The organism is Streptomyces venezuelae, from assembly GCF_008642295.1.
Classification (GTDB): domain Bacteria; phylum Actinomycetota; class Actinomycetes; order Streptomycetales; family Streptomycetaceae; genus Streptomyces; species Streptomyces venezuelae_C.
Window position 1 is genome coordinate 4,418,468 of sequence record NZ_CP029190.1, and the last position, 12,803, is coordinate 4,431,270.

General features: G+C 74.0%; 12 protein-coding genes. 8 read left to right on the top strand and 4 right to left on the bottom strand.

The window, feature by feature from the left end; all coding sequences use genetic code 11:
* Positions 1–160: 160 nt before the first annotated feature.
* Positions 161–1,519, top strand: a complete 1,359-nt coding sequence (locus tag DEJ50_RS19830) for a hypothetical protein (RefSeq protein WP_150209294.1) — start codon at positions 161–163, stop codon at positions 1,517–1,519.
* A 260-nt stretch (positions 1,520–1,779) separates the two neighbouring features.
* Here the strand turns inward: DEJ50_RS19830 and DEJ50_RS19835 are convergent, their stop codons facing one another.
* Entirely contained in the window at positions 1,780–2,052 is a 273-nt protein-coding gene (locus DEJ50_RS19835; protein ID WP_150209295.1) for a chorismate mutase, read from the bottom strand.
* 292 nt (positions 2,053–2,344) lie between these two features.
* Here DEJ50_RS19835 and guaA point away from each other — a divergent pair, with 292 nt between their 5' ends.
* The 4 genes from guaA (at position 2,345) to DEJ50_RS19855 (ending at position 6,800) form a co-directional block, all read left to right on the top strand.
* A complete protein-coding gene (guaA, locus tag DEJ50_RS19840; RefSeq protein WP_150209296.1) occupies positions 2,345–3,925 on the top strand; it encodes a glutamine-hydrolyzing GMP synthase in 1,581 nt (526 codons plus the stop codon).
* A 115-nt stretch (positions 3,926–4,040) separates the two neighbouring features.
* Positions 4,041–4,829: a class II aldolase/adducin family protein gene (locus tag DEJ50_RS19845; RefSeq protein WP_150209297.1), complete on the top strand. Its 789-nt coding sequence runs from the start codon at positions 4,041–4,043 to the stop codon at positions 4,827–4,829.
* Between the two features lie 126 nt (positions 4,830–4,955).
* On the top strand, positions 4,956–6,221 hold the full coding sequence (locus DEJ50_RS19850; RefSeq protein WP_150209298.1) for a hypothetical protein: 1,266 nt from the start codon (positions 4,956–4,958) through the stop codon (positions 6,219–6,221).
* A 57-nt stretch (positions 6,222–6,278) separates the two neighbouring features.
* On the top strand, positions 6,279–6,800 hold the full coding sequence (locus DEJ50_RS19855; RefSeq protein ID WP_150212237.1) for a DoxX family protein: 522 nt from the start codon (positions 6,279–6,281) through the stop codon (positions 6,798–6,800).
* On the opposite strand, the gene DEJ50_RS19860 is transcribed toward DEJ50_RS19855, so the two are convergent.
* Together DEJ50_RS19860 and DEJ50_RS19865 are read right to left on the bottom strand one after the other, a co-directional pair.
* Positions 6,746–6,970 (bottom strand): hypothetical protein, encoded by a 225-nt coding sequence (locus DEJ50_RS19860; RefSeq protein ID WP_150209299.1) that lies wholly within the window; start codon positions 6,968–6,970, stop codon positions 6,746–6,748. The two genes, DEJ50_RS19855 and DEJ50_RS19860, sit on opposite strands and share 55 nt — an antisense overlap.
* Positions 6,957–8,270: a PspC domain-containing protein gene (locus tag DEJ50_RS19865; RefSeq protein ID WP_150209300.1), complete on the bottom strand. Its 1,314-nt coding sequence runs from the start codon at positions 8,268–8,270 to the stop codon at positions 6,957–6,959. Before DEJ50_RS19865 ends, DEJ50_RS19860 begins: the two co-directional genes overlap by 14 nt.
* Positions 8,271–8,413: 143 nt before the next feature.
* Here DEJ50_RS19865 and DEJ50_RS19870 point away from each other — a divergent pair, with 143 nt between their 5' ends.
* From DEJ50_RS19870 to DEJ50_RS19880, 3 genes are all read left to right on the top strand, one after another.
* Positions 8,414–9,709, top strand: coding sequence for a PspC domain-containing protein (locus DEJ50_RS19870; RefSeq protein ID WP_150209301.1), 1,296 nt, complete (start codon positions 8,414–8,416; stop codon positions 9,707–9,709).
* Positions 9,706–10,389 carry a LuxR C-terminal-related transcriptional regulator gene (locus DEJ50_RS19875; RefSeq protein WP_150209302.1) on the top strand — a complete coding sequence of 228 codons (684 nt, stop codon included), beginning with the start codon at positions 9,706–9,708 and terminating at the stop codon, positions 10,387–10,389. Before DEJ50_RS19870 ends, DEJ50_RS19875 begins: the two co-directional genes overlap by 4 nt.
* Before the next feature lie 81 nt (positions 10,390–10,470).
* Positions 10,471–11,577 (top strand): alpha/beta hydrolase, encoded by a 1,107-nt coding sequence (locus DEJ50_RS19880; protein WP_150209303.1) that lies wholly within the window; start codon positions 10,471–10,473, stop codon positions 11,575–11,577.
* Between the two features lie 55 nt (positions 11,578–11,632).
* On the opposite strand, the gene DEJ50_RS19885 is transcribed toward DEJ50_RS19880, so the two are convergent.
* Complete coding sequence (locus tag DEJ50_RS19885; protein ID WP_150209304.1) at positions 11,633–12,739, bottom strand: C40 family peptidase; 1,107 nt, start codon at positions 12,737–12,739, stop codon at positions 11,633–11,635.
* Positions 12,740–12,803: the final 64 nt, after the last annotated feature.

Genomic DNA, 12,803 nt, shown 5'->3' on the forward strand with positions numbered 1-12,803 from the left:
CCGTGCAACCTTCCGGGCCGATCGCCGGTCACTTAGGTGCGATCGGCGGGGACCGCGCTCGGAGGGGGAGCGCGGTCCCGCCCTCGTTTCCGCCCGTACGTGACCTGGGTCACGCACCGGCCGGGGCAACTCCGTGCCCTGGTCGGAGGTCCACCTCGGCATGAGACCCATCTCCCTGCCGGCCGTGACGGGCTTGCTGGCCCTCGCCCTGGCTGCCCCGGTTCCGGCACACGCGGCCGATCCCGCGTCGGCGCCCGGCCCGGACCTCGCCGTGCACGAGCTGCCGCTGCGCACCACCGGCCTCCGGCCGGGCGACCGTCAGCCGGCGCTCTTCGCCTTCACCAACCGCGGCACCGCCGCCGCGAACGGCGTACAGCTGGTGGTGAAGGGGACCCGGGGGCTGGAGTTCGTCGAGCGCTACCGGAACTGCCGGACCGTCCCCGGCGCCTGGGACGCGGTCACCACCTGCACCTTCCCCGGCAGCTACGAGGCCGGTGCGAGCTACCGGCTGAGCGGGCCGCTCACCCTCCGGGCCGCCGGGCAGGCGCAGGACGAGGAGCTCGTCTACGGCTTCCACCCGGCGCCGGCGGCTGCCGCCTTCGGCGGGCAGGCACCCGGCGGGACCACCCTCGACCTGGCCGCAGCCACCACCGCACCGGCACCCGCACCGGCCACCGACCCGGCCACCGACCCGGCACCCCGGTCCGACCGTTACGCCGCGGACACCGCCGCGGACACCGACCGCGACCCCGGCAACCACACCCGCCGGGCCCGGCTCACGGTGTCCAACACCGCCGACTTCGCAGCCATCGGCGCCACGGTCGACGGCCGGGTCGGCGACACCGTGCGCGCCGAGGTCGGCTACCGCAACCGCGGCCCCGCCTGGGCCGGAACGCCGGACCCCGCCAAGCCCGTCCCGTACGCCCTGGTCGAGGTGGTCCTCCCGCGCGGCGCCCGGGCCGTGGCGACCCCGCCGGGCTGCACCGAGCTGGGTGCCGTGCGGCCCCCGGGCACCGACCCGAAGGCCCAGGTCTTCCGGTGCGGCAGCCGGACCGCCGTACGCGAGGACGAGGTGCGGACCTTCGCCTTCGGCCTGAAGATCGAGCAGGCGCTGACCGAGTCCGCCGGCCGGGTCGCGGTGGGCCCGTACGAGAGCGACGGCAACCCGATCGGGTCCCACACCACCGACCCGAAGGCGGAGAACAACACCTCCGCGCTGGTCCTGCACTCCGGCACCGCACCCGGCTCGCCCGGACCGTCCACCGGCCCGACCACGACCACCGGGCCGAGCACCCGCCCGACTCCGGGCCCGGCCACGACCACGGCCACGGCCACATCCACGCCGCGCCCCGGCCGCAGCGCGTCGGCGAGCAGTGCGGCCCCCGCTCCCGCCCCGGCCGCGACGGGCGGCGGGCTCGCCGCCACCGGTTCCGGCGCGGGCCTGACGGCCCTGGTGGCGGCCCTGGCGGTGGCCTGCGGGGTGGCGCTGCGCCGCGGCGTACGGCGCACGGGACGCTGACAGACGACGCCGAGCGGACGACGCTGGCGGACACAGAACGGCCGGCCTCGGGCGTCCCCGAAGCCGGCCGTCCTTCATGGTGACCGGGCCGCTGTCCCCTGCCGTCCGGTCACGCGCCGGAACGGGGTCCCACGACGCACGCACCACGGGCCGTACGTCTCACCGCTCCGACGGAGCCACGCGTGACAACCTCACCAACGAAGGCCGCCGGGGGCGGTCACGGCCCGGACGGGTGACGAACAGGCGCCCGCGAGCCCGGTTCAGACCCGGCCGCGGCACAGCTCCAGCAGGGTCATGGCCAGTGAGGTGCCCGGCTTGCCGAGGGCGTCGCTCCAGTGCTGGAGCACCTCCATCTCGCGCGAGAGGTGCACCCGGCGTCCGCCGGAGGAGATCCGGGCCTCCTGGATCACGGCCGAGACGGCCATCCGCTCCTGGATCAGCCCGATGATCCGGTCGTCGATGGCGTCGATCCGCTCGCGGGAGTCGGCGATCAGCTGCTGCGGGGTGGCGGCGGTGGCGGTGGCGGTGGTCATGGGGGTCTCCTGAAGGTTGTGCCGGCAGGAGCGGAAACGCAGAGCGCCCCGGTCCTGTCGGACCGGGGCGCTCTGGGAAGTCAGCGGCTCAAGCGAGCATCACAGCGACCCATGGCGACCGGACCGGCCGGTGCCATAGGTAAAGAGGAAGCTCAGCTGCTTGCGCATGGAAGGAATTATTACCAGCGGCGCTCCGCCCGGCCAAGCAGGTTCGGATGGTGAGACGAAGACGCCCGTGCGTCCCCCGTTAGAATCGACAACACACACCCTCTTTCCGCCGGAAGGCCGCCCCGTGCCAGTAGCACCCACCGCCGCACCGGACGTCGTCCTCGTTGTCGACTTCGGCGCGCAGTACGCCCAGCTCATCGCCCGCCGCGTCCGTGAGGCCCGGGTCTACAGCGAGATCGTGCCCAGCACGATGCCCGTCGCCGAGATGCTGGCCAAGAACCCCAAGGCGATCATCCTCTCCGGCGGCCCGTCCTCCGTGTACGAAGAGGGCGCCCCGCAGCTCGACCGCTCGATCTTCGAGGCCGGCATCCCCGTCTTCGGCATGTGCTACGGCTTCCAGCTGATGGCGACCACCCTCGGCGGCACCGTCGACAACACCGGCGCCCGCGAGTACGGCCGCACCCCGCTGTCCGTCAGCAAGCCCGGCTCCACCCTCTTCGAGGGCACCCCCGAGCACCAGTCGGTGTGGATGTCGCACGGCGACGCCTGCTCCGCCGCCCCCGAGGGCTTCACCGTCACCGCCTCGACGAACGTCGTCCCGGTCGCCGCCTTCGAGAACGACGAGAAGAAGCTGTACGGGGTCCAGTACCACCCCGAGGTCATGCACTCCACGCACGGCCAGCAGATCCTCGAGCACTTCCTCTACCGGGGTGCCGGCCTGGCCCCGAGCTGGACCACCGGTTCCATCGTCGAGGAGCAGATCGCCGCCATCCGCGAGCAGGTCGGCGACAAGCGCGCCATCTGCGGCCTGTCCGGCGGCGTGGACTCCGCGGTGGCCGCGGCCCTGGTGCAGAAGGCCATCGGCAACCAGCTGACCTGCGTGTACGTCGACCACGGCCTGATGCGCAAGGGCGAGACCGAGCAGGTCGAGAAGGACTTCGTCGCCGCGACCGGCGTACAGCTGAAGGTCGTGGACGCGCAGGAGCGCTTCCTCGCCGCCCTCGCCGGGGTCTCCGACCCCGAGGAGAAGCGGAAGATCATCGGCCGCGAGTTCATCCGGGTCTTCGAGCAGGCCCAGGCCGAGATCATCGCCGAGGCCCCGGACGAGACCCCGGTGGAGTTCCTGGTCCAGGGCACCCTCTACCCGGACATCGTCGAGTCCGGCGGCGGCACCGGCACCGCGAACATCAAGTCCCACCACAATGTCGGCGGCCTGCCCGAGGACCTGGAGTTCCAGCTCGTCGAGCCGCTGCGGCAGCTGTTCAAGGACGAGGTCCGGATGGTCGGCCAGGAGCTCGGCCTGCCCGACGAGATCGTCCAGCGCCAGCCGTTCCCCGGCCCCGGCCTGGGCATCCGGATCGTCGGCGAGGTCACCCGGGAGCGTCTGGACCTGCTCCGCGAGGCCGACGCCATCGCCCGCCACGAACTGACCGCGGCCGGTCTCGACCGCGAGATCTGGCAGTGCCCGGTGGTCCTGCTCGCGGACGTCCGCAGCGTCGGCGTCCAGGGCGACGGCCGTACCTACGGCCACCCGATCGTGCTGCGCCCGGTCTCCTCCGAGGACGCGATGACCGCGGACTGGACCCGGATGCCGTACGAGGTGCTGGCGAAGATCTCGACCCGGATCACCAACGAGGTCCCCGATGTGAACCGTGTGGTCCTGGACTGCACCAGCAAGCCCCCGGGCACCATCGAGTGGGAGTAGTCCCCACCCGGACCCGAGCCGAAGCCGCCGCTCCCTTCCGAGCGGCGGCTTCGTCGTGTGTCTGGCCAGTTCGCGGGGGCGCGGGTACCTTGCGCCGCGACCCGAAGGAGCGGCCATGTCGGACCAGCCAGGACCCGAACCCGTACCCGTGGAGCGGCTGCGTTTCGACCTGCCGCCCGAGCCCGGCACCCCCGGGCAGGAGCGCGCGCACCGCAAGGAGCGGCTCGCCGAGGCCTTGCGGCTGCTGGCGCGGCTCGGCTGGGAGGACGGGGTGGCCGGGCACATCACCGCGCGGGACCCGGAGTTCCCGGACTGCTACTGGGTGAACCCCTTCGGAACGGCCTTCGGCGGGCTGACCCCCGCCGATCTGCTGCTGGTCGACGGGGAAGGGCGGGTGCTCCAGGGCGGGCGCCGGGTCAACGAGCTGGCCTTCGCCGTGCATGCGGCCGTCCACCGGGCCCGCCCCGAGGTGGTGTCCGTGGTCCGGGTGCCGGCCCCGTACGGCCGCGCCCTGGCCGCCCTCGGCGAGCTGCTGGCCCCGATCACCCCGGAGGCCTGCGCCTTCTACGAGGACCACGCCCTGCTGGACGAGTTCGCGGTCGCCGAGGACCCCGCCCGGATCGGCCGGGCGCTGGGCCCGTACAAGGCGCTGATCCTGCGCAACCGCGGGCTGCTGACGGTCGGTGGCTCGGTGGACGCCGCGGTCTGGTGGTCCATCGCGGCGGAACGGGCCGCGCAGGTGCAGCTGATCGCGCGGGCGGCCGGGAAGCCGGTGCCCATCGACCACCGGGCGGCGGTCGCGACCCGCGAGCGGTTCGGGACGGATCTGGCGGCCTGGGTGAGCTACCAGCCGCTGCGCCGGCAGCCGGGCCCGGCCGGTGGCGTCAACATCATGAACGGTTAATCACCTGCTCTGACATCGTGCGCAATCCGGAGCACTGGCGTAGTGGTGCACAATTCGCAGGCACTGCACCGTAGTTCGGCAGTCCAGTAGCTCTGTAGATCAGAAGTCCAGAGAGGCGGCACGCTCGTGGCTGTCCAAGAGATCCACCGAACCACCCACGGCGGCGGCTGCACCTGCGACGACTGCCCGCACGGGGCGCGGGAGGGCCACCGCCGCGCCGATCTGGCCTTCCGGGAGAAGCGGGACGGGTTCGCGGCCGGCCAGGGGCTGCCCGCGGCGGTCGCCCGCTCGGCCGGCGCCTCCCGCCAGTGGGTGTCCGACGAGCTGACCGTGTCCGCCCGTACGGTCGCCGACCGGGGCCGCGAGGCCGGCCTTTCCTGGCTGTACCTGCTGTCCCGGCGGGCCGTCCTCACGGTGTGGATCGCCGCCGGGGTGCTGCTGCTGGTCCAGGTCGGCACCGCGCTCGGCACCGGCTGGTCCACCGCCCGGACCGCCGGGCTGCTGGCCGCACTGCTGCTGGCCGGGCTGCTCACGGTGGCGGCCCGGGCGCAGTCCCTCCGCGGCGGGCTGCTGGCCCCGCTGGTCGGCGAGGACAACCGGCTGTCCACCTCCAAGGCGGTGCCCTGCGCCTGGCTGCTGCTGACCGCCTTCGCCGCCCTGCTGCCGGCGCTGCGGCTGGCCGCCTCCGGGCCGGGGGCGGAGCGGGACGCCCTGTACGCCGGCCTGGAGCTGTGGCGGGCGCTGCCGCTGCTGTCCGTGCTGGCGCTGACCTCCGCGGTGGCGGTGGTGGTCCGCCGGGTGGTGTCCGTACGGATCCTCGCGCAGCGGCTGCAGAAGCTGCCGGCGGACCGGCCGCGCGGGGCCGACCTGCTGACCGACGACGCGGGGCGGGGCAGCTTCCCCGACGCCCAGTACGTGCTGGTGTCCACGGTGGTGCTGGCCCATGCGGCGGTGTCGCTGGCCCGGTTCCCGGACCGGCTGCCGCGGCTGCCCTGGGCGCTGGCCCTGCTGGTCGCCCTGTCGGCGGTGGTCTACCTGGCCGCCAAGTACGCGGAGGGAAGCCGTCCGCTGGTGCTGTCGGTGGTCCGGACCCGGGAGCCGGGGGACCTGGACGCGGCGGTCCGGACCGGGGACGACATCGAGATCCGCGGGGTGGGCTTCGTGCCGCCCGGCGCGCACACCCCGGAGATGCTGGCGCGGCTGGTGGTGCGGATCGGGGCGGTGCACGTGCACGTGCCGCTGGTGCCGGTCGCGGGCGGGTTCACCAACCCCTCGGACACCGTGCTGGTGGTCCCGGTGCCGGCCGAGGTGGAACCCGGGCGCACCGAGATCCAGGTGGTGACCGCGGCGGGGGTGGAATCCAACCGTTGCGCCATCGACGTGGCCGACTGACCGGGATGGGGGTAGACATGGGTCGTGACCCAGACTTCCGAACGGACCTCCGAACCCCTGCCTCGTTCCGGGTCGCGGCGCGCCGCCCTGTGGTCGCGGTTCGCCGCCCTGCGGGAGGGCGTCGCCCCGTACGCCCTGCTGCCGCTGCGCCTGTTCCTCGGCGTGACCTTCGTCTATGCCGGGCTGGACAAGCTGTTCGACCCCGCCTTCCTCTCCGATGATCCGGAGCGCCAGGGGTCGATCGCCTTCCAGATGACCAACATCCGGGACCTGTCGGCGATTCCGTCCCTGGTGGACCTCGGGCTGAAGGCGCCGGTGGCCGTCGGTGCGGCCATGGCCGTCGGCGAGCTGCTGGTGGGCCTGGGCACCCTCGCCGGGCTGTTCGCCCGGGTCGCGGCTCTCGGCGGGGCACTGATCTCGCTCAGCCTGTGGCTCACCATGAGCTGGCAGGCCTCCCCGTACTACTACGGCAACGACCTGCCGTACCTGATGGCCTGGCTGCCGCTGGTGCTGGCCGGAGCGGCCTACTGGTCGCTGGACGCGCTGATCCGGTCGCGCCGGTCGCGGCGTACGGCGTAGGTGATCAGGCCCAGCAGGGCGGCCAGGGACAGCCCGCCCATGGTCATCGGGACGATCACCCACCAGGCCAGGTCGGTCTCGCCGGCCGCGTCGAGCAGGTAGAGCACGCCCGCCACCAGCAGGACCAGGCCCGCGAGGAGCCGGCCGGGCTGGAACTCATGCCGCCGCACGGGCCACCTCCACCTGTCCCACACCTGCGGTCAGGTGCAGTTCGATCGTTCCGCCGGCCTCGGTGCCGGCGGCGGGCGGCAGGGTCGCCGTCCGCTTCTGGTTGCGTACGCCCTCGATGCGGTCGGGCCGTTCGCCGGGCAGCTGTACGTCGCCCACCCGGACCCGGATGTCGGCCTCGGCGGTGACCTCGCGGGGCAGGACCACCTTGAGCCGGCCGGCGTCGATGGCGGCGCTGACGGCGAGCGTGCTGCCCTTGGCCACGTCCAGCCGGCTCAGGTCCAGGGTGGCGAGGCCGGTGCCGGCTTCGTAGGACGGCTTGACCTCGGCGACGGCGGCCGGCCGCCACTCGACCCGCCGGAAGTCGGTGCCGATGTCCCGGGGCAGCACGGCGGCCCCCGCCAGCAGGCCGGCGGTGAGCACGGCGAGCAGGATGGTGCCGAGGCCCGTGCGACCGCGGAAGGCGCTGACCGCGAGGCCCAGGCCGAACAGGGCGAGGGAGCAGGCGAGACCGACCTGGAGGGCCTGCCCCAGCGGATTGCCGTGCCAGCTGGCGGCGGCGCCGGCCAGCCCGGCGAGCAGCGCGCACACAAAGACCCGGCCGCCGATCCCGCCGCGCGGCGGACGGTTCCCCCGGGCGCGGTCCGGCCCGGCGCGGTCCGGTGCGAGCGGGCCGCCGGCCTCGTCCGGTCCGGCGGCGTCGCCGTCGGGCCCCCACAGATAACCGGTGCCCGGGGCCCCGTTCTTGACCAGCGGGTCCTTCCACCAGGAGGGGGTGCCGGGGGTCGGCGGAGCCTGGGTCTCCGGCGGGGCCTCGACCCGCGGGTGGGCCGGCTCGGCCTCGGCGGCGGGCACCGACCGGCGGCGGTGCGACCAGTAGGCCGCTCCGGCCACGGCCAGGATCACCAGGACCGAGAATCCGCCCATGCCGCCGTTGTCCAGCAGCGACAGGAACACCGCGCAACCGACCAGCGAGGCCAGCACCGCGGCCAGGGTGCCGCCCTCGATCCGGCCGGTGAGCAGCTTCCTGGCCTCGTTGTCCTCCTCGCCGTCCAGGGGCACCAGCAGCCAGGCGAAGCCGTAGAAGATCAGACCGACGCCGCCGGTGACCGCGAGGACACCCAGCACGATCCGGAAGATCACCGGGTCGAGGTCGAAGTACCGGCCCAGGCCGCCGCAGACGCCCGCCAGCACCTTGTCGCGTTTGCTGCGGCGCAGCGGCGGGCGGTCGGCCGGGGCGGCGGCCCGTTCGCCGGCCGGTTCGGCCGGTCCGGCCGGCGGGGACTCGTGGACTTCGGTCATGCGTCCATGGTGACGGCCGCCCGTACCTGCCGGTATCCGGCCCGACCCTGGCGCAACCCTGATAAATCCCGGAGGGCGGACGGGGGAAAACCGGGGGCTCTCCCGATGTCCCCGGCCCGCCCGCCCATGTGACCATCGGGAACATGCCAGTGGTCCCCGCATCCAGCAGTCCGCACGTCCCCGACACCGAGGAGCAGCCGCAGCGCAGGCTCTACCGGAGCGCCGACGGGCGGATGCTGGGCGGTGTCGCGCGCGGCCTCGCCGGGCACCTCGGGCTGCCCGTGGTCTGGGTCCGGCTCGCCTTCCTCGGCATGTTCATGTTCGGCGAGGGGCTGGGGGTGCTGCTCTACGCCGCGTTCTGGGTCTTCGTCCCGCTGGGGGTCGGCGGCAAGCCCACCGGCCGCTCGCTCTTCGAGACCCTGCCGGACGGCCGCCGCCGGCTCCGCACCCCCGACAAGGGGCAGATCGTCGCCCTGGCCGTGCTGGCCGTCGGGGTGGTCCTGTTCATCACCAAGGTGCAGGTCGGCGGCGAGTCCGGCCGCTACCTGTGGCCCACCCTGCTGGTCGGGGCAGGCGTGGTCCTGGTGTGGCGGCAGGCCGACAACGCCCGCCGCGCGCACTGGACGGCCGCCGCGGGCCGGAACGCCCGGCTGCTCCAGGCGGGGCGGGCCCTCGCCGGAGTCGCCCTGGTGGGCGTCGGGCTCACCGTGTTCATCGTCGTACGGGGCTCCGCCGCTCAGCTCGGCAACCTCCTCACCGCCACCCTCGCCGTCCTCGTCGGCATCGCCCTGCTCGCCGGACCCTGGCTGATCCGGATGACCCAGGACCTCTCCGAGGAGCGGCTGATGCGCATCCGCGCCCAGGAGCGGGCCGAGGTCGCCGCCCACGTCCACGACTCGGTGCTGCACACCCTCACCCTGATCCAGCGCAATGCCGAGGACGCCGGCGAGGTCCGGCGGCTGGCCCGGGCGCAGGAGCGCGAGCTGCGGAACTGGCTCTACAAGCCGGAGGGCACCGGCAAGGACGAGGCGGAGGAGCCGGACACGCTCGCCGAGGCCGTGAAGAAGACCGCGGCCGAGGTGGAGGACCACCACGGGGTCCCCATCGAGGTCGTGGTCGTCGGCGACTGCCCGCTGGACGACCGGCTGGGCGCCCAGCTCCAGGCGGCGCGCGAGGCGATGGTGAACGCCGCCAAGTACGGTGGCGAGGGCGGACCGGTGCAGGTCTACGCGGAGGTGGAGGGCCGGACGGTGTTCGTGTCCGTACGGGACCGGGGACCGGGCTTCGACATCGACGCGGTACCCGGCGACCGGATGGGCGTACGAGAATCGATCATCGGCCGGATGCAGCGCAACGGCGGGACCGCCCGGCTGCGGTCCGCGGCCGGCGGGGGCACGGAAGTCGAGCTGGAGATGGAGAGGGCGGCGAGCGCGCAATGACCGAGGAGAACGACCGGAGCCGGCACGTGCGGGTGGTGCTCGTCGACGACCACCGGATGTTCCGTACAGGCGTCCAGGCGGAGATCGGCGAGACGGAGCGCACCGGGGTCGAGGTGGTCGGCGAGGCCGCCGATGTGGACCAGGCGGTCACGGTCATCACGGCCACCCGCCCCGAGGTGGTGCTGCTGGACGTGCACCTGCCCGGCGGCGGCGGGGTCGAGGTGCTGCGGCGCTGCGCCCCGCTGATGGCGGCGGCGGAGAACCCGGTGCGGTTCCTGGCCCTGTCGGTGTCGGACGCGGCCGAGGACGTCATCGGCGTGATCCGGGGCGGGGCCCGCGGGTACGTCACCAAGACGATCACCGGCGCCGACCTGGTCGACTCGGTCTTCCGGGTGCAGGAGGGGGACGCGGTGTTCTCGCCGCGGCTGGCGGGCTTCGTGCTGGACGCCTTCGCCTCCACCGACGCGCCGCCGGTGGACGAGGACATGGACCGGCTGACCCAGCGGGAGCGGGAGGTGCTGCGGCTGATCGCCCGCGGGTACGCGTACAAGGAGATCGCCAAGCAGTTGTTCATCTCGGTGAAGACGGTCGAATCGCATGTCTCGGCCGTGCTGCGGAAGCTCCAGCTGTCGAACCGGCACGAGCTGACCCGGTGGGCCACCGCACGCCGGCTGGTGTGACGGCCGCTGCGACGGCTGGTGTGATGCATACCGCAATGAAATAGGGCAACCCGGACGGGCTGTGTGCCCCTCTAGGGAGGCGTGACGAGCCTGACCGGGACCCCGCTCTACGCGACGGCGATCGCCCTCACGGTGATCGCCGTCCTGCTGCCGCTGCTGCTGTGGAGCAGGGTGCGCGGCCCGGCCGCGGTGCGGGGGCTGGTGCGCTGCTCGATGGTGGTCTTCGCCCAGGTGACGGCCATTGCACTGGTCTTCGTCGCGGTGAACCGGTCGGAGAACTTCTACGCCTCCTGGGACGATCTGCTCGGTACCGGGGACTACGTGGTCGCGGCCCACGACCTGGGCCCGGACGGGCTGGGCGGCCGGAAGGCCGCCGATCTGCCCAGGGTCCGCCAGGAGTTCCGGCCGGACGGGGCCTTCGGCGGCCGGGTCCTGACCGCGCAGGTCGACGGCACCGTCTCCGGGGTGCAGGGCGATGTGCACGTGTGGCTGCCGCCGCAGTACGAGGACCCGGCCTGGAAGGACCGCAGGTTCCCGGTGGTCGAGCTGATCCCGGGCATGCCCGGCACCGGGACGTCCTGGTTCCAGGGGCTGAAGGTGCACGAGGTGCTGGAACCGCTGATGAAGAGCGGAAAGATCCCGCCCTTCGTCCTGGTCTCGGCGCGCACCATGCTGCTGGGCGGCACCGACACCGGCTGTGCCAACATCCCCGGCAAGGTCAATGCCGACAGCTGGCTGAGCGTGGACGTCCGGCGGGCGGTGACCGACACCTTCCGGGTCTCGGACCGGGCCGGGGCCTGGGGCGTGTCCGGGTACTCGGCAGGCGGCCACTGCGCCGCCAGGCTGGCGATCGCGCACCCCGACCGGTACGCCGCGGCGGTCTCCCTGTCCGGCTACAACGACCCGGCCCAGGAACCGACCTCGCTGGTCGGCCGCGATCCGGAACTCCGCCGCAGCCACAACCTGCTGACCATGCTGACCTCGGCCGCGACCCCGCCGCCGGTCGCACTGTGGCTCTCCGGAGCCCAGAAGGACGGCTACGAGGCCGGGCAGGCGCTGGCCCGGGCGGCGCACCCGCCGACGGTGGTCCACGCGGAGCGGGTGGCCGGCGGCCACAACATCGAATCCTGGGTCCGCCAGATCCCCCGGACCTTCGCCTGGCTGGGCACCCGGCTGAAGGCGGCCTGAGCCGGAACGGGCCGGGCGGGGAGGCAGGGCGGGGAGGGCCGGGCGGGGCGGGCGGTCAGGCCGGGCGGCTGGCGCCGGCCCAGGGCATCGAGTCCACCGGGGCGATGCGCACCGTGGAGCCCGGGCGCGGGGCGTGGATCATCTTGCCGTCGCCGATGTAGAGCCCGACGTGGGTGATCCCGGAGTAGAAGAAGACCAGGTCGCCGGGGGCCAGCCCGCTCTTGGTGATCCGCTGCCCGGCGTTGATCTGGGTGTAGGTGGTGCGCGGCAGGGAGACCCCCGCGGAGCGCCAGGCGGCCTGGGTGAGGCCCGAGCAGTCGAAGGAGCCGGGGCCGGTGGCCCCCCAGACGTACGGCTTGCCGATCGCCCCGTACGCGAAGGCGACGGCGCGGGCCGCGCGGGAGCTGCCGGCGGCCGGGCGGGCCGGGGCGGGCGCCGGGCGGGCGGCGGCACCGGCCTTGGCCGCGCCGGCTGCGGCGGCGGGCGCGGCGGGCGACGTGGGCGCGGCTGCGGGGCCGGAGTGGGCGTTCCGGGCCTCGTACGCGGCCCGCTCCTCCGCGGTCAGCCGGGCCAGCAGCCGCTTGGCCGCCGCCAGCTTGGACTCCACGGTCTGCTTGTGGCGGGCCAGCTCGGCCTGCCGTTCGCGCAGCTCGGCCAGCTGCCCGGCGGCCTCCTCGCGCAGCGTGCCGACCTCGCCGAGCTGCCGGCGTACCGAGGCGATCTCGGCGGCCTTGCGATCGCCGGTCCGTTCCAGGATGGCCGCCCGGTCCAGGTACTCCTGCGGGCTGTCGGCGAGCACCAGCTGGACGGCCGGCCCCAGCGCCCCGCTGCGGTACTGGGAGGTGGCGAGCGAACCCAGGGCGTTGCGGGCGGTGTTGAGCCGGTCGGTCTGGCGGGCCGTCCGCTCCCGCAGCCCGGCGAGGGACCGCTCGGCCCGGTCGGCCTTGTCCTTCGCCCCGTTGTAGCGCTCGGCCGCGGCCTCGGCCTCCTCGTAGAGGCGGTCCACCTGGGCCTTGACCTGGTCCGGGGAGAGCCGCGGCTCCGCCTGCGAGGACCCTTCGAACGCGGTGGCGGTGGCAGCGCCCGCGAGGGCGAGGGTGGCGGCCTTCCGGACGGTGCCGCCGGAGAGCGGGCGCTGCCTGGGCTTTCGATGACTGGCCACGGGGGGCGTCCTTCCGTTCGTCTTGGGGGAGGACGCTAGACCCGGAGGTAACGGGCGGATGACG